Source organism: Lacrimispora sp., assembly GCF_036758025.1.
Lineage (GTDB): Bacteria > Bacillota > Clostridia > Lachnospirales > Lachnospiraceae > Lacrimispora.
In genome coordinates this window covers 75,695-96,110 of sequence record NZ_DAIOXM010000019.1, presented here as the reverse complement: position 1 = coordinate 96,110, position 20,416 = coordinate 75,695, and the positions used below count along the sequence as shown (strand labels likewise).

Here is a 20,416-nt window from a genome sequence, read left to right as displayed (position 1 = left end):
AGTGGGGAATTTTCTCCGCCATTTTTGGGACTTTTTTATTGACAATCACACCAGGAATAGACAACTGGGGCAAACTTCTCTAAAAATTCTCCAAAGCTTTCCACCAGAAGTGTTTCGTTGATTTCCTTGATCTTGTCATCATCAAGGCTTGTCTTTCCTCTTACATCTCCGATTAAAGTCAGAAGATTAAGCTTTTCAGGATTCATTTCAGAAAATAAGATCGTTCGGTTTGTCTGTGTAATTGTTTCCATATGCAATACTCCCTCTTTCTTAACTTTTATTCATTCGCCTTCTGTCTCTTGGTACGGACAAAAGCGTGAACATCATCTTTGCCGCAGGCACTTGATCCTGCTTTTACTGAATCATGGAAATATAATGAATTTCCAAATCATAAGCACCATCAGGAGACGTAATGGAGATAATATCCCCGAAACACACGCTGTACCTGAGGTTTTTGCACAAAATAGAGCTTCCCAGCATAATGACCGAATCTGAGGAATGGTACAGAATCATCTTCCGGTTCTCATCTGCAATTAAATAGATCCGGTCCAGTCCCATGCTGTCAGATGCCTCCGGATAATTCTTCATCAGATCTCCAATGCTGACCCGGTTATCCCTGATCTTGTATAAGGGAAATGTGAGGGGCGGAATTTCTTCTTCATTCTCCGGCTGGCTCATAAAATACCCATCCATCTTTCCCTGAAAACGGTTATTTGCCTTTTCTTCTGTAATCACTTCCAGTTCAGGCTTAGGCTTGTAAAGGATCTTCCAGAGGATTGCCCCTAAGACTGCCGCTGCCAGAACCAGAACCCACCAATAGGCTTTCCACAAAGGCACCACACTGATGGAGTATGTGTAGGAAGCCGCCGCCTCTCCATCGGAAATTTTCAAAATAAGGCTTTCATTTCCAGACCTTAAAGGCTTGATGGAAAGGATTCCCTGGTTTAAGCTGACCTCTGCCAGATCATTGGAAGACTGGTCTAATTCGTAGGAAAGACTGTCCCCATCGGAATCAGTAAAATACTCATCGAGAACAAACTGTTTTTCTTTTGTAAGGGGATTGTAATGGATACTCCCCGGAAGTCCTCCGGCTGGAGGGGTGTTGATGACCTGGATTCTCACTGTATCAAAGACACAGGATTCCATAACATCATCAAGCCTTGACTCTATGTAATAGGTTCCTGACCGGGGTATGGCGATTTCACCTTCAAGGATTCCGTTTTGAATGGATATCTCCAGTTCCTTCCTGCCCTTTTCCGACTGTCCCTCTCCGTACATTTCTATCTTTGGAGTGAAATTCTTATAAAATGCCTCGTCGGCAATGACTGCCCCGCTTTCGTCTTTAAAATAAATCCGGTAAGGAAAGGTCTGGTTTCTTGCTGCCGAACTTTCTATCTCCAGAACCGGAATTAAATTCCTGTAGCTGATCAGATAGATTTTCAGCTCCTGGTTCCTGGCTGTGCTGGTCTGTATGGTCATTTCCTTAATATCTTTTTCCACATCCCATACCTTTGCCACAGAATAATGGGTCAGATTAACCGGTTTTATCTGCTGTTCCCCGTAAAAGACTGTGGTATCTCCCACCTGCTGGGGAGAAATCATGAGAATTGCCATCTCATCGATATAGGAATCCTCCAGCTTAAGACGGAGGCTCTGGCTGCCTTCTCCGTATATGCCATTGGCAATCTCCTGGATCTGGTAAGCCATGTTGTCATGGAATATGCCGTACAGCACTTCGATCAGGGTTTCCGGCCTTTCAACCGTATAATTTTCTCCCCCTGTTCCACCGGAGATTTCCTTTAAAACCTGGCTGTTTCCTTCATACCTGCCGAAAGCCACCGTATAAACCGCCACATCTTCAGATCGGAACGTATTAAGAACATTCTTTAAGTCCTGATCAGAGCTTTCTTTGGTCCTGCCTGTGGAAGAGCCCTTTAAATCTGTTTCCCCGTCTGAAATCAGGACCACTACCCGCTTACGGCCTGTTTCCTGTCCGGTCAGCCCGTAGGCGTAGTTTAATCCAAGCCCTATGTCCGTATTGCCCTGATAACCGACAGAATCCATCAGGCCCTTCAGGGACTCCCTTTCCTCAGTGGTTCTTACAGAAACAGGCGCCGATGAAGACAGAATGTGATCATTGTAAGCCACGAATCCGATTCTGATATCAGCACTGTAGACAGTATCAATAAATGCCTTTACCATACCAATAGCCGTCCGGTCCGGATCATTGGCCGCCATGGAACCGCTGTAGTCCATAACAAAGGTAACATCCAGACCGCTCTTTTCACTTTCTATTTCCTCTCCGAAGGCACAAAAGGAAACAGAAAGAAAGAGAAAGCAAATTAATATAAATAGGGCATTCCTTATTTTTTTCACTGATTTCTTCCCCCTGTGAATTCCTATTTTTCATGTTTCACAGTATACACCATAAATCGACACAAAAATCCAAGATGTCATAAATAGCATCTTAGATGTAATTTTTAGCAACAAAAAAAGCAGTCTTTTGACTGCTTTTTCTCAAAATGTTACTGTTTTACACCCTATAAACGTTCCGATCCTCTATATTTTGTAAAATCATCTCAAGCTCCGGTTTCCTGCTTCTGCTGACCGGAAGGCAGATTCCGTTCTGTAATTCCACAAAATAAGAGGAAAACCTTGCAATATGCTGATAGTTGACCAGAAAGGATTTATGAATCCTTATAAAGTTGGCATTGATGTCCTTAAGGTCCTTTTCGATGGTCTCCAGATCCCTGTAAAGCTTGTAATTTTCTCCCGTCCAGATGATCTCTGTTACCCGGTATTTCCTTTCAAAATACATCACTTCTTTTACAGGCACCTTATAATTTTCTTTTGCAAAACGGAACCGGTAGTACTTGTCCTCTTTTCTGACATGCCTTAAAACGTGTTCAAATTCTCCGGCAAATACCTTTTCTGAAAAAGGCTTATCAATAAAACCGATGGGAGCTACCTTAAACGTTTCCTTCATATATTTCTCAAAAGAACTGACAAAAATGATCTGTACGGTCAGATCCAATTCCCTGATCTTCTGGGCTGCGGCCAGACCGTTCAGCCTTTTCATCTCAATATCCATATAAATAATGTCAAAACATTTTCCCTCATTGACGGCCTTTACAATGTCCTCTCCATCGGTATAAGTCTCGATGCAGATGTCTACTTCATGTTTGACTCCCAGCCTTTTCAGCCTCTCCTCCATCTCCCTTAACAGAAAACGGTCATCATCACAAATTCCTACCTCTAACATCCTCATTCCCCTTTTCGCTTGAATCATTTTTAACTAGGTCAATTCCCCCACACTATATACTTAACTTACAACTTTTTCAATCCACATGCCAAAATTATACACTTTAGGTTCCAAAATTTGCATTTTTCTCCAATTTTCTTAATTAAAAATTAAAAAATACCGCTGTCCGGCAGATAATCGGGACAGCGGTATTTTTATGGCTTCCTTCCCATTCCGGGAATATTCCTCACATCAATGTCAACCAGCTCCAGGCTGTCCGACACCTCATGAAGGTATAAGTCTCCGATATGGCTTCGGATCACCCGTTTTCCTCCTACATCTCCCTTTAGCATTAAAAGCTCCTCACGGTAGTCCTGGGAGAATATAGCGGGATTTCCGAACTCTCCCATGTTGCATAAGCAGCCGATTCCCTTTCCGCTGGCCTGCCAGCCTTCTGCCAGGGCCTTTATGGTAGCTGCCTTTAAGTAGGGCTGGTCGCAGACTGCAAAGCAAAGCGCAGCATCCTCACCCTCCAAAGCCTTTAAGGCCAGGTGAATAGAATGGGAAATGCCCAGACTGCTTTCCTTATTTTCCACCACCTCATACCCATGGCTTCCCATATAGTCCATAATTTCCTCATACTGGGTAACCACCAGCTTCCGGCAGAAAAAGTCCGTTGGAAGCTTTTCCACCTCTTCCACAATGTAGCGGTACATGGGCTTCCCATAAAATTCATAAAGCAGCTTATTGCCGTCAAATCTGCGGCTGTCTCCTGCCGCCAAAAGAATCAGTGCCAGCTTCATGGTTCAAGCCTCCCCTTTCCTGCTTATAAGTCTTTCAAAAAAAAGATTCCCTCTTCCGGAATCACCACCCGGTCTGGTATTTGTCCCTTTAACTCCGAAGCCCAGATGTCATTTGGAATTTTCCACCAGATTCCGTTTTCTAGAACAAGAGCCACTTCAAAAGGGTCTTCTAAGAAACGTCTTAACTTACATTTTACCACATTTTCCTGGTCCTTTTCCAGAGCTTTTCTCAAATAATGAGCCCGGATTCCAATGTGGTCTGCATCCCTGGGCACTTCCTGATTCTTTACTGCAATCTCAGCATCCCAGTCAGGCACAAAAAATCTATGGGAATCTATATACTTTATGGGAACAATGTTTTTACAGCCTGTAAGCCTTGCGGCGGATACTGTCCCGGGATTTTGAAACACTCCCTTTACACTTCCTGAAGCCGTAATATTTCCCCGGTTGATCACGTGAATGGACTCACAGAACCGGTATATCTCATCCCGGCTGTGAGTGACTAAAAGCACATCCCCCTCAAAGGTCTTTAACTCCTCCAAAAGCTCCAGCTGGAGCATTTCTTTCAGGCTATAGTCCAGAGCCGAAAAAGGCTCGTCAAGCATGAGAACAGAGGGCTTAGAAGCCATGACTCTTGCCAGGGCAGCTCTTTGCTGCTGTCCTCCCGAAAGCCTGCCCGGGTAGTGGCCTGCCAGCTCTTCAATACGGAACATATGAAGGTAAAATTCCGCCAGTTCCTTTTTTTCAGCCCTTGTTCCCTTTACTGCCATTTTGATGTTTTCCATCACTGTCATGTGAGGGAAGAGAGCGTAATTCTGGAACAGATATCCGATTTCCCTGTCCTGGATCTTTACGTTAATTCCTTTTTCCGAATCAAATAAAACCCTGTCATTTAAAACGATTCTTCCTTCATCAGGGGTGACGATGCCTGCAATGGACTTTAAGGTCATGCTCTTTCCGCATCCCGAGGAACCTAAAATTCCGGTGATTCCCCCGCTTCCCCTGGTTTCAAATTCAATGTCTAAGGTGATATCTTTTAACTTTTTAACGATTTTTACACTTAAACTCATATCTGTCTCCCCCCTTTTCCGGCAGCCGCATTCATGCCTGCCACAATGAGAAGGGAAACTGCCACAATGATTAACACATACTGCCCTGCTCCCCCCATATCACCGGCAGCCACCTCGGAATAGATGGCAAGGGGAAGGGTTCTGGTCTTTCCTGCAATGTTTCCGGCAATCATAGCCGTAGCTCCAAACTCTCCCAAGCCTCTGGCAAAGGCCAGAACTCCCCCGGAGAGAATTCCCGGCCGGGCCATGGGAAGAAGCACCCTCCAGAATATCTTACTTTCCGGTACGCCTAAGGTTCTGGCCGCATGGAGAACATTTTCATCCACCTGCTCAAAAGCTCCTCTGGCAGAACGGTACATGAGAGGGAAGGAAATCAAAACTGCCGCCAAAACCGTTGCCTGCCAGGTAAATACGATCTTATAATCAAAAAGAGCGATCAGCATTTTACCCAGAGGTCTTTTTACACCAAAGAGATAGAGCAGGAAAAATCCTGCCACCGTAGGCGGCAGGACCAGGGGAAGAGTCAGGATTCCGTCCAGAAGGTTTTTCAGTCGCTCTGACTTCAGTCCGATGACCCCTTTGGCCGCCCAGATACCGAGGAAAAATGTAAAAAAGATGGATACCACCGATGTTTTCAGCGATATCAGAACTGGAGATATGTCCACTGGCTCCGCCTCCTGTCAGTTTTTAATCAAGCTTATTCTGCTGCTGCAAATCCGCTGTCAGTAAATACCTTCATAGCTTCATCAGACTGAAGGAATTCTGCAAACTTCTGTGCCCCGTCAGGATTCTGGCTGTCCTTGATGATTCCGATTGGATAGATTGCCTTTTTAACGCTTCCTTCCGGTGCTTCTGCTACAACAACTACCTGATCTGGCTTCTGAGCTGCGTCTGTAGCATAAACAATACCTGCTTTTGCACTGCCTTCTGCCACCCAGTTCAATACTTCGGTTACATTGGTTCCGAAGCTGGTCTTTGCGGACACTTCATCCCAAAGGTTCAAATTGGTTAAAGCTTCCTTGGAGTACTGTCCTACAGGAACGCTTTCCGGATCGCCCAGAGCGATGGTTTCTGCATTCTTGATGTCTTCAAAAGCTTTATAATTGCCTTCTTCTCCTGTTGGAACGATGAACACGATCTTGTTTTCCAGGAGGTTTTTGATAGTTCCGTCTGCAATCATGCCCTTCTCATTGAGCGCATCCATCTGCTTGGTAGCTGCAGAGAAGAACAGGTCAACAGGAGCTCCTTCTTCGATCTGGGTCTGAAGCTTTCCTGAGCTGTCATAGGTTCCTTCGATGGTGATGCCGGGGAATTTCTTCTCAAACATGGGGATGAGCTGCTCTGTCAAGGATTTTTCCAGGCTGGCTGCTGCTGCAATAGTCACTGTCTGTGCTTCTGCTGCTGTTGTTTCCGGTGCGGCAGTAGTCGCTTCGGTGGTTACCTCCGCTGTTGTGGCAGAAGCTGCAGTTGTTTCTGCTGCCTTTCCGCCTCCACAGGCTGTCAGTGCCATAGCTGCAAATCCAATGAATGCCATGGTGATTGCTGTCTTCTTCATAACTTTTCTCTCCTTTTCTTCTTCAGGCTTAAGATAGCCTCTAATACTCCGCCTCCTATGGAAGCTGCTTTATCTGATACCGTGAAACAGTGATCCACATTTCCTCTTGGATCAATGTCCCCCGATTTCATTCCTTTCACTGCCTCCACCCCATCCTGGAGCAGTCCCCTTACCACTCCGTCTATCTGGGCATATATGGGATCTGAGCCGGAGTAACCGACTACAGTTCCTTTTTCCACCAAATCGCCAATGGATACCGCTCCTTTGAAGATTCCGTCAGAGACAGCGCGGATAATCCGCTCTTTGTCATAGCCCCCGATCATGCCGGGCACTCCTGTATTGGGAACAGCACCTCCCTCCCAAATGCAGCGGCCCAGGTCGTGGCCCCTTTTGGTTTCCACCACCACATGACAGTCAACTCCTGCGGTAAACCCGGGGCCAACCCCTATGACGGTTTCCCCATCGGTAATTTGGGTTCCTATATTCTTCTTTGCAATGATGGCATCTACTATAACATCCGGTTTCCAAACCTCCCGGATTTTACACTCTTCATCCACCATAACCGCTACCTGATCCCTTGCGGCTGCCTCCTGGATTTCCTTCAGGTTATGGCACAATACCCCTGTGATTTCCTCCACCGTGGCCTGTCCCTCATAGACTGCCCTGGAAAAGGCAACTGTTCTGCGCACAGTAGTGGGCACGGCAATATCCGTCATCAACAGTTCAAAACCGCAGCGGTGCAGACGGCAGCCAATGCCGCTTGCCAGGTCACCGGCTCCTTTGATCAATACCTTCATTTCAGTTCCTTGCTTTCTTTTTATTTTCTGGCACATTCTCCGCCCTTGCCTGACAAAATCTCCAGACCATGGGAAAGGGTATCCAAAATGTATTCCAGACTTTCTCTCACTGCCTTAGGACTTCCCGGCAGATTGATGATCAAAGTGGATTTTCGTATGACACTGACCGCCCGGCTTAACATGGCCCTTTTGGTCACAGTCATACTGTAAGCCCGCATAGCTTCGGCGATACCAGGTGCATTCCGGTCTGCGATGGCAAGAGTAGCCTCGGGAGTCACATCCCTGGGAGAAAAGCCTGTGCCTCCCGTAGTCAGCACCAGATCACATTTCACTTCATCGCTCAAACGCACAAGCTCTGCCTTTAAATCCTCTCCTTCGTCGGCCAAAATCTTATAGCTGACTACTTCAAAACCTGCCTGTTCCAGTATTTCCCTTATGACTGCCCCGCTTAAATCTTCCCGCTCTCCGGCAGCCCCTTTGTCACTTAATGTTACGATTCCTGCCCTGTACATATGGTGATCTCGTCTCCCTTCTTCATATGCCCTCCGTGAAGTACCCTTGCAAAGATACCGTTAGTAGGCATGATGCACTCTCCCATCTTGTGATATATCTCACAATGGCTGTGACATTCCTTTCCGATCTGGGTCACTTCCAGAAGAATGTCCTTGCATTTTAATCTGGTGCCCACCGGAAGGTGAATCAAGTCAATTCCTGCTACAATGACATTTTCCCCAAAGGCTCCGTCTCCTATTTCTGCTCCCTTGGCCTTGAATGCCTCAATGGTGTCAAAGGACAACAGGCTTACCTGACGGTGCCACTTGCCTGCATGGGCATCTCCTTCGATGCCGTGCTCTTCTATAAAAATCCCCTCGTCAACCCTTACTTTCTGAGTTCCCTTTTTTTCGCTGATACAGACAGCCATTACCTCTCCCATCTGCTTATCCTCCTATCTGATTCATATTTAAATCTGTCTTTTTATGTTCATTGTTAAAATGATGGCTTTCCGGCTTGTCCCAGATAGTATGCTCCATAAGGTGAACCAGCTCATCCTGGGAAATGCCCTCCCTTATAGGACCTTTTAGGTCCACTCCTGCAGGACTGTCCAGACAGAGCTTTAAAAAGCCGTCGGAAGTCAGCCTCACCCGGTTGCAGGTGCCGCAGAATTTGTGGTTAACGGCACTGATAAAGCCTATGCTCCCTCTTCCGTCTCCCCATGTATAATAAACAGCAGGCCCATTGCCGATCACCCTCTTGCTTTCCGTCAGTTCTCCGTAAGCCTCCGACAAAATTCCGGCCAGATCGTCATTGTTCATGGCCTTGTAATTGGCTCCCTGCCCAATGGGCATCATCTCGATAAACCGCACCGGAATCTCCTGTTCCATAGAAAAACGGGAAAAAGCCAGAACTTCTTCTTTTGTCAATTCCTCCATAACCGCGCAGTTTATCTTAACATTTAATCCAAGGGCCTTTGCGTTTTCAATTCCCTCGATCACAGTTTGAAAGCAGTCTCTTCTGGTGATTTTTGCAAACCGTTCCGGGTCCAGGGTATCCAGGCTCACATTGATGGAGGAAACTCCGGCAGCCTTCAGGGCAGCCCCTTTTTCCTTTAAAAGACATCCATTGGTGGTCATGGTGATGTCATCAATTCCCGGAATCCGGGAAAGCTGGCCGATCAGCTTTTCAATGTCTTTTCTCACCAAAGGCTCTCCGCCTGTTATCTTTACCTTGCGTATTCCCAGGAGGGCGCCTGCTTCACAGATCCTTACGATTTCCTGATAGGACAGGATTTCTTCATGATCCATAGGCACTACCCCTTCTTCGGGCATGCAATAGACGCACCGTAAATTACAACGGTCTGTAACGGATATTCTGATATAATCAATGTTTCTGTTTAAACAATCGATCATAGGCCGCTCCTTTGATCTCCCGGCTCTCTCTCATAAAGGCCGCTCTTTCCCCCGTCCTTTTTCAAAAGACAGACTCCGTCAATGACCATACCCCGGTCCATTGCCTTGCACATGTCATATATGGTCAAAAGCCCGATATTAACTCCGGTTAAGGCTTCCATCTCCACTCCGGTCTTGCCCTGGGTTTTCACCGTACATATGGCTTCCACCGCTCGTTTTTCCTCATGAAGAACGAAATCCAGGTTGCACTTTGTCAGCATCAGCAGGTGGCATAAAGGAATCAGCTCAAAGGTTCTCTTTGCTGCCATGATTCCGGCCACTCTGGCCACTCCCAGCACATCTCCCTTTTTTGCCGTCTTATTTTTAATGGCCTCAAAGACCTCTTCATTTACATAGATCATTCCATGGGCAACGGCGATCCGGTCTGTCTCCGCCTTATCTCCCACGTCCACCATGCGGGCATTGCCTTTTTCATCAAAATGTGTTAATCCGCTCATATTACCAGCCCTTTCCAAATCCGCAGTTGGGATAAGTGCATATATCACAGGAAAGACAGAGACCGCCCTTTCCAAGCTTAACCAAATCTTCCTTTGTCACCGGGTCATCGGACATGAGCCTTGGAAGAAGTAAATCAAAAATCGTCTTTTTCGAATACATGACACATCCCGGAAGTCCTGCCACCGGAATCCTCTTTCCGTCTTTTTCATAATAGGAGAGTAAAAACATGGCTCCCGGAAGAACAGGCGCACCGTAGGAAATAATCTCAGCCCCGGTGTTTCGAATGGCAAGAGGAGTCTTGTCATCAGGGTCCACGCTCATGCCTCCGCTGACCAGCACCATATCGGCTCCCTGTTCAATAAAGTCTAAAATGGCCTTTGTGGTATCCTCCGGCTTATCATCGGTAATGGTCTGTCCCATAGCCTCTCCGCCGTATTCCTTGACCTTTTTAACCAGAACCGGGCCAAAGGCATCCTTGATTCTTCCGTGGAATACCTCGCTTCCTGTGGTCACAATTCCGATTTTCTTTTCTTTATAGGGCATGATGGTAAATATCTTTTTCCCGCCGCAGATCTCTACGACCTCTTCCATCTTTTCTTTTTCTATGACAAGGGGTATGATTCTCGTTCCGCACAGCTTGTCCCCTGGCTCCACCGGAGTGTTGGGGTGTCTGGAAGCAATCATCATGTTTTCCGTACTGTTGATTTTTTCCAAAAGTCCGGTATCAATCTTTAATAATCCCCGGACCGTAGATTTCAGTTCAATCTTCCCTTCTTTTGCCTCGCTGCGCTCCATATGGTCATTGATGCACAGGCTGCAAAGGATCTCCGCAGCTTCATCTTCATGGTACAGGGATTCATCCTTTTCCCATACAAAAATATGTTCTTTCCCCATGGACAGCAGCACCGGAACGTCTTCTTCTGTCACTACATGGCCTTTACGGAACCGTGCATCTTTTGTAACGCCCGGAATAATCTGAGTCATGTCGTGGCAGAGAACCTGTCCCACCGCATCCACTGTTTTTATTTTCTTCATGATTCCTGTCCTTTCGTTGTTTCAAATCAATCGTATATATTATTACCCAGGTTGATGTTATGATTCTTTTGGGGATATTCTCAAATAAGAATATCCGTTTTCAAAAAAATATCAATCTTGTCTATTATATCACATTGGGAAATATTTGTGAAACACTTTTTCAGCAAAATTGTCTACTTCTTCTGCAAAAGCCAGGTATTGATCTAAAAAAGCCTCACCCTTTTCAGTCAGAACAGTGGTCCCTCCGTACTCTCCCCCTCTTCTTCCTTCCATCAGCTGAAATCCCAAGTCCTCTTCCGCCTTATGAATAATCTTCCAAGCCTTAGAATAAGCCATGTGCATTTCCTGGCAGGCGGCAGACAAAGATCCCCGTTCCCTTACAAGGGCCATCAGTCCAGACACACCAGGACCAAAATTCCTCTCTTCGTAAAACAGACGGATTCTCAGATGATATTGAAGTCTTCTCTCTTTTTCTTCTGCCATAAGCCCCTCCTTTTTATCCCTCCAGATGACCTGTTATCACACAGCATCCGGCCCACTCGTTCCCCAGAGCTTTTAAAACCTCTGCTCCGGCAGACAGCCTGCTTTCGTCATCAGCCTTATTTAAAAGAATCCGGTATTCCAGTTTTTCGGCTCCCTTTCTGGTTCCCCTTTCACTGGTAAGAATCCGGGCAGCATGGGCAGGGGTGATGACAGGGCCTTTTTCCCGGTCAAATACCTGATCTGCAAGCTCATACCGGAAGCATTTCTCCTCCCAGGTTTGTCCAAGGCAGTCCAGGCCTGCACATCCGATCACAGCATGGGTTCCCTTTAACAGAACCGGCTCTCCTTCTCTCGGTATCTTTAAAGGCAGCATCTTTGCCCCGTCAGCCTCTACTAAAAGCGCATCGCAAAGGCCTCCCAGTTTTTCCAGCTCAGAAAGTTCCATGCCCTGAAATTTTCCCTCCGGGCTGGACAGCCCTGTCACCAGAACCTGCCCTTTGCCGGCAGAAAAAAACTCTTCATGGGCTTTCATAAAATCTCTGACGGCTGACGCTGTCTCTGCTTCCACAACCAGACGTTTTTCCGGTTTCCGTATCTTGGTGCTGGTGGTGACGATCACTGTTTTTCCCTGTTCTGCCAGCTCATCAGCCAGACAAAACATGGAGGTAGTCTTTCCGCCGCCGCCAACAAAGGCGAGGACCTTATGTTCCTGCCAGGGAAGCCCTAAGGCTTCCCATAAGGAATCTTTCCGGATCATCACAGGATTTCCATCTCTGACCTCACATCCATATGCCCACTTTAATTTCATCAATATAACTCCATATAAGGCTTTCTGGGAACAAACTCACCTGTCTTTTCCAAAACCACTTTGCCGTTTTCTGCAGCCAGGCGGCCTCTTAAGAATACAAGTTCTGCTTTTCCCTTTACATCAGTTCCTTCAAAGGGGCTGTAATCCACATTTGCCACCTGATTTTCCACCGATATGGTCCACTTGGTATCAGGATTCCATACCACAATATCCCCGTCGCTTCCGGGTGCAATTGCGCCCTTCTGAGGGTAAACACCGTAAAGCTTTGCCACATTTTCAGAAAGCAGGCGGCAGAACTGCTCCAGCTTTAAATCATGCTCCAGCACTCCAAAGTTGTACATCAGGGCAGGACGGGTCTCCACTCCCGGCATTCCATTGGGAATCCTGGTAAAGTCATCTTTTCCTGCTGCCTTCTGGCTGGTGGTAAAACTGCAGTGGTCTGTTGCAATGGTCTGGATATTATCTTTTCTTATGGCATTCCACAGTCTGGTGCTGTCCGTAGTCTTTTTGATGGTAGGAGAAATCACATACTTACTGCCCTCAAAACCGGGAAGATCATAAAGGCTTTCATCCATAAGCAGATACTGGGGACAGGTTTCCAGATAGACCTCCTGGCCTCTTTCTCTGGCGTATTTGACCTCCTGATATCCTGCACCTGAACTTAAATGAACCACAATAACAGGAGTTTTCACCAGATCAGCAATTTTTAACAGCCTGCTGATGGCCTCTGCTTCCACTTCGGCCGGTCTGGTATTTTTATGTCCGCTGACTCCCAAGTTGCCCTTTGCTTTTTCTTCTTCCACCAGGGCCTGGATAATTCCCATATTTTCACAGTGAACTCCTGTAATTCCGCCCACTTCCTTTAACCGCTTCAAGACCAGATAAATCTGCTTGTCACCTAAAACCATGTCCGTATAGGTCATGTAAACCTTAAAAGAAGTAACTCCCTCTTTTACAACGGTCTCCAGTTCTTCGCTGACGGAAGGTGTCCAGTCCGATATTGCCAGATGGAAGCTGTAATCACAGGAAGCATTTCCATCTGACAGCTTATGCCAGTTTTCCAAGGCTTCATGAAGACTTTCCCCATGGTACTGGGTAGCAAAATCAATGATCATAGTGGTTCCGCCTGCCAAAGCTGCCTTTGTTCCTGTCTCAAAGTTGTCCGCGGTCACAGTTCCTGCCACATGTAAATCAAAATGTGTGTGTGCATCGATAAATCCAGGGAATAAAAGCTTTCCTGACACATCAATGACCTCTGCCTCCTGATCCTGGAGTCCCTGTTCTACCGCCTTAATCTTTCCGTCTTCCATCAATACATCTGCTTCAAAGACGCTGCTTCCCGACACTACGGTTCCACCCTTTAACAATGTCTTCATTAACACACCTGCTTTCCTTTTCCTTTTGAATCCTGAAAGGCGCAGGGAGAAAACTCTCTCCTACTGCGCCAATCACTGCTAAAACAATTGCTATTTAACCTAACAGATAATCATATTTCTTGCAGACAGTTTCCATTACCATTCCAAGTGCTTCCGGAATTACGCTGTCTTTTTCTCCAGCTTTCCAGTCGTAAATGTTTCCAAGATAACGAACCTTGCAGGAAACGCCGTCTTTATCCAGTACGGTAAAGCCCTGGTTTTTGCTGTTTTCCATATCAGCCTCATTGGCAAATAAGGTGAACTTATCCAGGTATGGAGAACTGTCATAAGGACAGAAGCTTGTACAGTTTCCGCACTCGTTACACATATAATCCACGTGTACGATCTGGTGCATATCAAGTCCTGGGATATCCAGAGCCAGGTTTGCACGGTTGGGGCATACTTCTGCACAGTTTTCACATACATTGGAACAGCCAAGACATCTTGCGCCTTCTACCTTATAATCTCTGGTTCCTTCTAAGATACCTCTCTTGTCATAAACTTCGTTTAAGTCCTTAAGGGTATCGTCAAAGTCAACGGCTGCCTTCTTGCCTAAGATAGCTTCTGCTGCCATACGGGCATCTCTCATAGCTTCTACTACAGTGCTTGGTCCGAAGAGTCCGTCACCGATTGCGAAAACGCCTGCTACACTTGTTTCCAGAGTATCATCGTTTGCCATAACTCTTCCGCGGCTTGTAAGCTCAATGCCGTTTGCCTGATAGAATTCTGCCGGAACCTGCTCACCTACTGCTGCAATCACAGTATCAGCGGGAACTTCCACGATTTCATCTGTTTCCACAATGCCTCTTCTTCCGGTAGAATCGGTATCTCCAAGCTTCATAACCTTGCAGATCAGTTTTCCGTCCTTCAGTTCCACTGGAGAAAGCAGTTCCTTAAACTCTACGCCGTCCTCTAATGCCATCTCTAATTCTTCTTCATCAGCAGGCATATAGCGTTTTGTTCTGCGGTATACCAGGTAGGAATGCTCCACACCCTCGGTTCTCTTTACGGCTCTTGCTGTATCCATCGCTGTATTACCGCCGCCGATAACCACTACGTTCTTTCCGATGTTCATCTTTCCGTCTGTTGCCTTAAACTGAGCCAGGAAATCCAGAGCATTGATGGCCTCTCCGGCTTTTAAGTTCAATACACCTGGCTTGGAAGCGCCTGCTGCAAGGATGATGTAGTCAAATCCTTCCTTCTTAAGGTCTTCTAAGCTGGTTACCTCAGTATTGTATCTTACCTCTGCGCCATAAGCCAGGCAAAGAGCTGCGTCTTTTTCAATGGCATTATCAGCAATACGGAAGCCAGGAATTACATGTTTTACCACGCCGCCCAGGGTTCCGGTCTTTTCAAAAATAGTTGCAGGCATTCCATGCTTTGTCAGGAAATAAGCTGCTGCAAGTCCAGCCGGGCCTCCGCCCACGATAGCGGTCTTTTTGCCCTTCAGCTCACCTGCCTCGATTTCTTTCATCAGGCTGTCATATCCGCCCTCTGCGCAAACCAGTTTCACACCGCGGATATTAACCGGATCTTCATAGAAGTTACGGTTACATACGCTCATACAGTTATGGGCACAGATGGTTCCGGTGATAAATGGAAGAGGATTCTTCTCTGCAATCACCTTAATGGCTTCCTCATATTTTCCTGCTCCGGAAAGCTGTAAGTAAGTGGTAATATCCTGGTTAATAGGACATCCAACCTTACAAGGTGCCACATAGCAGTCCACAAGGGGAACAGACTTGGCCATCTTTCTGTTAGGAGTAGGCTTAATGGATTTTACATGGTGAGGATCTGTAATAGCATCTGATGCCAGCTTTGCTGTCTTTTCAGGATCAACGATAGTAAATTCTACATTGCCTGCTTCCAGCTTTTCTGTCATCTGTAACAGTCTCTGGTATCCGCCTGGCTTTAACAGGGTGGTTGCCACGGTAACAGGCCAGATTCCTGCATCTACAATAGCCTTGATGTTGTGGTAGTCAGCACCGCCGGAGAAGGAAATTCTCAGCTTTCCGTCAAATTCTTTAGCAAGTCTTGCTGCCAGAGAAATGGAAAGAGGATATAAGGACTTTCCGGACATGTACATCTCTTCACTTGGAAGCTCTCCTGCTTTTACATCTACAGGGAAGGTATTTGTAATCTTTACGCCGAATGCCAGATTCTTTTCCTCACAAAGAGCCATCAAAGTCTTAAACATAGGGATAGCATCTTCATACTGTAAGTCATCAAGGAAATGGAAATCACCGAATGCCACATAGTCATATCCCATTTCATCCATGGTCTTTCTTGCAAATTCATATCCTAAAAGGGTTGGATTACATTTAATAAATGTATTCAGTCCCTTTACTTCAATCAAATAAGTAGCAATTCTCTGAATCTCCTGAGGCGGGCAGCCGTGAAGAGTAGAGAGAGTAACGGAATTGCAGATTTCAGAAGGAATGTTTTCAATATCTTCTTTTGTCACATTCTTAAAGAGATCGATGTTATTCAGAAGATACTGCTTACATGACTTAAAGATTTCTGTGTTCTTTGCATCCTTCATGGACTCAATGAAGTTATCAATCTTCGGAGATTTGATTCCTTCTAAGTCATAGCCTACGCTCATGTTGAACTGGAAGCCGTCAGCAGCTCCAAGGCCGTACTCTTTTGCAAATACAGAAAGCAGGAACCATGCCTTAATATACTCATCAAGAGCCTCCGGAACGTAAAGCTCAGTAGACCACTCGCAGTTATAGCACTCGTCATCAGCCTTGATACAAGGTTTGCTTACAGGCAGATCCTCTCCGTCTAAGATCTGAACGGTCTTAAGTTCGAAGAAACGGCTTCCTGAAAAATAAGAAGCCAGTATATTCTGTGCCAGCTGAGTATGAGGTCCTGCAGCCGGTCCTACCGGTGTCTCCAGTTTGCGTCCGAATATGCTCCGGTTGTTTTTTGCATCTGCCTTATAAGGTCTGTAAACTCCAAAAACGTTTCCGCTGGTTTCATGCTCCTTTAATGTCCAGTTCACTAACTGTTCAAAAGGCATTGGTGTCATTCTGTCTCCCATTGTTTTCCTCCTTCTTGCCCGTGTTCTTTGGGCATATAGGTATCCCCGAAAGGGTTACCTCCTGTATTGAGGCTGCCAGTGATTTTTCAGCCTGACAGCCTCAGTGAATATTCTATATTGTATATTTTTATTTTAACATATTCTGTATTACTTTTGTCAAGCCTTTATCTGGAATTGATTCTCTTTGCCAGCTCGCTCGCCGCCTGTCTGCAGTCTGCCATTACCTTCTCTTCATCAATGCCTGTGAAGATACGGTCTTTCATCAGAACTTTTCCGTTTCCTACTGTGGTTACCACGCTGCGTCCGTTCATACCGAATACGATATGTCCGTTGCAGTTGTCAGCGCTCATAGGAGTGAGAGGAATATAATCTGTAACGATTACGTCTGCTGCTGCTCCCTCTTTTAAAACGCCCAGAGGTTTCTTAAAGTAACGTCCTGCGATCTGTGCATTTCCTTCAAACAGCATCTTGGGAACCTCGCCCCAGGCTGCATTAGGATCGCATAAATGATGCTTATGAAGAACGTTTGCCACCTTATAAGACTCCAGCATGTCGTGGGTATATCCATCAGTTCCAAGGCCGGTTAAGATTCCTCTGTGAACCAGTTCCATGGTTGGCGGGCAGCCGCATGCATTGCCCATATTGGATTCCGGATTGTGAACCACCATAGTATCTGTTTCTTTAATTAATGCCATCTCGTGAGGGTTGATGTAGATGCAGTGTCCAAGAAGGGTCTTCTCTCCCAGAATGCCGCAGTCCATCAGACGGTTCACGATAGGTTTTCCATAATGCTTTAAGCAGTGGTGAAGATCTTCGATTCCCTCTGCCACGTGAATGTGGTATCCCACGCCTTCAGGCTTGTGGGCAGCTGCAAATTCCATGGTCTCATCAGAAATGGTGAACTGGGCGTGCATTCCCATCATACCTGCGATCATATCACTGTCATCTGCAAGGGCATGTTTGATAAATGCTTCATTTTCCAGTACGCCTTCCCTGGCCTTGTCCATTCCGTCACGGTCAGAAACTTCATAACAAAGACATGAGCGGACACCTGTCTCTTTGGCAGCCTCTTCGATCTTAAATAAGGAATCTGTAATGTGGCCGAAGCTGGCATGGTGGTCAAATGTGGTTGTTACACCATTTTTAATAGAATCGATATAAGTCGCCATAGCGCTTAATCTGGTATCTTCTAATGTAAGGTTTCTGTCAATGGTCCACCACAGTCCGTCTAAAATCTCCAGAAAACCGTGAGGATCGTATCCGTTGATGCTTAAGCCTCTGGCAAAGGAACTGTAAATGTGCTCATGGGCATTGATAAAGGCCGGCATAATAACTCCGCCTTTTGCATCAATAAACTCCGCATCCGGATATGCTTTCTTCACTTCCTCCAGGGTTCCCACCTTGCAGATTGTTGTTCCCTCCATTGCTACTGCACCATTTTCAAAAAATGGATTCTGAGGGTCTCTTGTGATCATTCTTCCATTACCGATAATCAGCATGTTTCCATCTCCTTTTTCTTGTTTTTTAAGATTATGAGGTAAAATTTGATTTTTCACTCAGTATACAAACCGCACATAAGCTTTTCTGATATGCCTGTACTTTATTCTGGCAATCTGCTTACACTTGTTTGCTGATTCCATACTTTTCTATACACATTACACCATAACTTTCTTTATAGGTACAGTGTATCATTTCATATACAGAAATGCAAGCAAAAAATACAAAATAAATTAGCGTACCTAAAAAATTTTTAGAAACCTCTTGAAATTTAATTTTTTTATGTTATGATGGGAGTATAAGAAATTGAGATAAGGGGGATACGGATATGGATTCAAATCTTGAATTACTGACACAGATCGCCCACGGTATTGCAGTCCATTTTGGCTACACCTGCGAGGTGGTTATCCATGACTTAAAAAAGAATGATTTAGACCGTTCCGTGGTCTATATTGAAAACGGTCATGTGAGCAACCGCCAGTTAGGAGACGGCCCCTCTGAAATCGTTTTGGAGACTTTGAAGAAACAACCGGATGTTTTAAAAGACCGGCTTTCCTATCTGACCAGAACCGATGATGGCAGGATTTTAAAATCCAGCACCATGTATATAAGAGGGAAGAATAACACCGTTGATTACATTCTGGCCATTAACTATGATATCACGGGCCTGCTTACCGTAGACAATGCCTTAAAGCCGCTTCTCTCCACTTCTGAGACAAACGGCGAATCCAGAAAGCCCAGAAAGATCACCCACAGCGTCAATGACCTGCTGGATACCCTGATCGAAGAATCTGTGGCACTGGTTGGAAAGCCGGTAGCTCTCATGAGTAAGGAAGACAAAATCACTGCGATCCAGTATTTAAACGATGCAGGGGCATTCCTGATCACCAAATCCGGCGACAAAGTATCCAATTATTTCGGCATATCCAAGTTCACCTTGTACAGCTATATGGATGCAAACAAAGAAAAGTGATCACTTCCTATTAAATAGGAAATAAAAGAAAAAGGAGAATGAGTATCATGAAACCATTTGAATGGGTTGTAAACACCATGCCAAAGACTGAGGACAAAAACCTTACTGTTATGGCTCTGGAGGAAATCAAGAAAGCCAGAACCTTCCACGAAAGCTTTCCTCAGTACAGCAAGACTCCTCTTGCAAAGCTGGACCAGATGGCTGATTACCTTGGCCTGGGTCAGATTTACTTAAAGGACGAATCCTACCGTTTCGGCTTAAATGCCTTTAAGGTACTGGGAGGTTCCTTCGCTATTGCAAAGTATATTGCACAGCAGACCGGCAAAGATGTATCTGATCTTCCTTACAGTGTTCTCACTTCTGATGCTTTAAGAGAAGAATTCGGACAGGCTACCTTCTTTACCGCTACTGACGGAAACCATGGCCGCGGCGTTGCATGGGCTGCTAATAAATTAGGACAGAAATCCGTTGTTTACATGCCAAAGGGTTCTACCCTCACCCGTTTCAACAACATCAAGGCTGAAGGCGCTACTGTTACCATCGAAGAAGTTAACTATGATGAGTGCGTTCGTATGGCTGCTGATGCTGCTTCTAAAACAAAGAACGGCGTTGTGGTACAGGATACTGCATGGGATGGCTACGAAGAGATTCCTGCCTGGATTATGCAGGGTTACGGAACCATGGCTTTAGAAGCCAACGAGCAGCTTGAAGAATACGGCTGCGACAGACCGACCCACGTATTCGTACAGGCCGGTGTAGGTTCTCTTGCAGGAGCTGTTCAGGGATACTTTGCAAACCGCTATCCTGAAAATCCTCCTAAAGTTGTTGTTGTGGAAGCTGATGTGGCTGACTGCCTCTACAAGGGTGCAAAAGCCGGCGACGGCGGAATCCGCATTGTAGACGGCGATATGCAGACCATTATGGCCGGACTTGCCTGCGGCGAGCCCAATACCATTTCCTGGGATATCTTAAAGAATCACGTAGACACCTTTGTTTCTGCTCCTGACTGGGTAGCCGCACTCGGCATGAGAATGCTGGCAGCTCCGGTAAAAGGCGATGTGTCGGTAACTTCCGGCGAATCAGGCGCTGCTCCTTTCGGAGTGTTAGCCTGCATCATGCTCTTTGATGAGTACAAGGAATTAAGAGAGCATTTAGGACTTAACAAAGATTCCAAAATCCTCCTCTTCTCTACTGAGGGAGACACCGATCCGGACCGTTACAAGGCAATTGTATGGGAAGGAAAAGAGCGCTAGGCATAATTTACTTGATGAAAGCGGGCAAGAAGCAG

The 20,416-nt window shown here is 45.9% G+C and carries 19 protein-coding genes and 1 pseudogene; 2 read left to right on the top strand and 18 right to left on the bottom strand.

Going from position 1 to position 20,416, the window contains the following annotated elements; genetic code table 11:
• Positions 1 to 50: 50 nt before the first annotated feature.
• The 18 genes and pseudogenes from V7M78_RS15775 to ssnA all read right to left on the bottom strand — a co-directional run.
• A pseudogene (locus V7M78_RS15775) lies at positions 51 to 251 on the bottom strand (hypothetical protein); the annotation flags it as partial.
• A gap of 103 nt (positions 252 to 354) precedes the next feature.
• Complete coding sequence (locus V7M78_RS15770; RefSeq protein WP_333651264.1) at positions 355 to 2,376, bottom strand: vWA domain-containing protein; 2,022 nt, start codon at positions 2,374 to 2,376, stop codon at positions 355 to 357.
• Between the two features lie 157 nt (positions 2,377 to 2,533).
• Positions 2,534 to 3,262, bottom strand: a complete 729-nt coding sequence (locus V7M78_RS15765; RefSeq protein ID WP_333651262.1) for a LytR/AlgR family response regulator transcription factor — start codon at positions 3,260 to 3,262, stop codon at positions 2,534 to 2,536.
• Positions 3,263 to 3,456: 194 nt separating this feature from the next.
• Positions 3,457 to 4,044 carry a nucleotidyltransferase family protein gene (locus V7M78_RS15760; protein ID WP_333651260.1) on the bottom strand — a complete coding sequence of 196 codons (588 nt, stop codon included), beginning with the start codon at positions 4,042 to 4,044 and terminating at the stop codon, positions 3,457 to 3,459.
• Positions 4,045 to 4,067: 23 nt separating this feature from the next.
• Positions 4,068 to 5,114, bottom strand: coding sequence for a sulfate/molybdate ABC transporter ATP-binding protein (locus tag V7M78_RS15755; RefSeq protein ID WP_333651258.1), 1,047 nt, complete (start codon positions 5,112 to 5,114; stop codon positions 4,068 to 4,070).
• Positions 5,111 to 5,779, bottom strand: coding sequence for a molybdate ABC transporter permease subunit (modB, locus tag V7M78_RS15750; RefSeq protein WP_333651256.1), 669 nt, complete (start codon positions 5,777 to 5,779; stop codon positions 5,111 to 5,113). Before modB ends, V7M78_RS15755 begins: the two co-directional genes overlap by 4 nt.
• A gap of 32 nt (positions 5,780 to 5,811) precedes the next feature.
• Positions 5,812 to 6,669 (bottom strand): molybdate ABC transporter substrate-binding protein, encoded by an 858-nt coding sequence (gene modA / locus V7M78_RS15745; RefSeq protein ID WP_442914664.1) that lies wholly within the window; start codon positions 6,667 to 6,669, stop codon positions 5,812 to 5,814.
• Positions 6,666 to 7,466, bottom strand: coding sequence for a selenium-dependent molybdenum cofactor biosynthesis protein YqeB (yqeB, locus tag V7M78_RS15740; protein WP_333651254.1), 801 nt, complete (start codon positions 7,464 to 7,466; stop codon positions 6,666 to 6,668). The genes modA and yqeB overlap by 4 nt, the downstream gene beginning before the upstream one ends.
• Positions 7,467 to 7,486: 20 nt before the next feature.
• Positions 7,487 to 7,978 (bottom strand): MogA/MoaB family molybdenum cofactor biosynthesis protein, encoded by a 492-nt coding sequence (locus tag V7M78_RS15735; RefSeq protein WP_333651252.1) that lies wholly within the window; start codon positions 7,976 to 7,978, stop codon positions 7,487 to 7,489.
• Positions 7,957 to 8,400 carry an MOSC domain-containing protein gene (locus V7M78_RS15730; RefSeq protein WP_333651250.1) on the bottom strand — a complete coding sequence of 148 codons (444 nt, stop codon included), beginning with the start codon at positions 8,398 to 8,400 and terminating at the stop codon, positions 7,957 to 7,959. The genes V7M78_RS15735 and V7M78_RS15730 overlap by 22 nt, the downstream gene beginning before the upstream one ends.
• A gap of 4 nt (positions 8,401 to 8,404) precedes the next feature.
• Entirely contained in the window at positions 8,405 to 9,373 is a 969-nt protein-coding gene (gene moaA / locus V7M78_RS15725) for a GTP 3',8-cyclase MoaA (RefSeq protein WP_333651248.1), read from the bottom strand.
• Positions 9,370 to 9,870 (bottom strand): cyclic pyranopterin monophosphate synthase MoaC, encoded by a 501-nt coding sequence (moaC, locus tag V7M78_RS15720; protein ID WP_333651246.1) that lies wholly within the window; start codon positions 9,868 to 9,870, stop codon positions 9,370 to 9,372. Before moaC ends, moaA begins: the two co-directional genes overlap by 4 nt.
• Position 9,871: 1 nt before the next feature.
• Positions 9,872 to 10,906 carry a molybdopterin-binding protein gene (locus V7M78_RS15715; protein WP_333651244.1) on the bottom strand — a complete coding sequence of 345 codons (1,035 nt, stop codon included), beginning with the start codon at positions 10,904 to 10,906 and terminating at the stop codon, positions 9,872 to 9,874.
• Positions 10,907 to 11,035: 129 nt separating this feature from the next.
• Entirely contained in the window at positions 11,036 to 11,389 is a 354-nt protein-coding gene (locus V7M78_RS15710) for a winged helix-turn-helix domain-containing protein (protein ID WP_333651242.1), read from the bottom strand.
• Positions 11,390 to 11,402: 13 nt separating this feature from the next.
• Positions 11,403 to 12,197, bottom strand: coding sequence for a selenium cofactor biosynthesis protein YqeC (gene yqeC / locus V7M78_RS15705; protein WP_333651240.1), 795 nt, complete (start codon positions 12,195 to 12,197; stop codon positions 11,403 to 11,405).
• Positions 12,197 to 13,573, bottom strand: a complete 1,377-nt coding sequence (gene hydA, locus V7M78_RS15700; RefSeq protein WP_333651239.1) for a dihydropyrimidinase — start codon at positions 13,571 to 13,573, stop codon at positions 12,197 to 12,199. The genes yqeC and hydA overlap by 1 nt, the downstream gene beginning before the upstream one ends.
• Positions 13,574 to 13,667: 94 nt before the next feature.
• The gene (ygfK, locus tag V7M78_RS15695) at positions 13,668 to 16,658 is read right to left on the bottom strand and encodes a putative selenate reductase subunit YgfK (protein WP_333651237.1); all 2,991 of its coding nucleotides are present in this window, start codon (positions 16,656 to 16,658) and stop codon (positions 13,668 to 13,670) included.
• 164 nt (positions 16,659 to 16,822) lie between these two features.
• Positions 16,823 to 18,157 (bottom strand): putative aminohydrolase SsnA, encoded by a 1,335-nt coding sequence (gene ssnA, locus V7M78_RS15690; protein WP_333651235.1) that lies wholly within the window; start codon positions 18,155 to 18,157, stop codon positions 16,823 to 16,825.
• Positions 18,158 to 18,483: 326 nt separating this feature from the next.
• On the opposite strand from ssnA, the gene V7M78_RS15685 reads away from it, so the two are divergent.
• Both V7M78_RS15685 and dpaL read left to right on the top strand, forming a co-directional pair.
• Positions 18,484 to 19,128, top strand: a complete 645-nt coding sequence (locus tag V7M78_RS15685) for a helix-turn-helix transcriptional regulator (RefSeq protein ID WP_333651233.1) — start codon at positions 18,484 to 18,486, stop codon at positions 19,126 to 19,128.
• 47 nt (positions 19,129 to 19,175) lie between these two features.
• A complete protein-coding gene (dpaL, locus tag V7M78_RS15680) occupies positions 19,176 to 20,381 on the top strand; it encodes a diaminopropionate ammonia-lyase (RefSeq protein WP_333651231.1) in 1,206 nt (401 codons plus the stop codon).
• Positions 20,382 to 20,416: the final 35 nt, after the last annotated feature.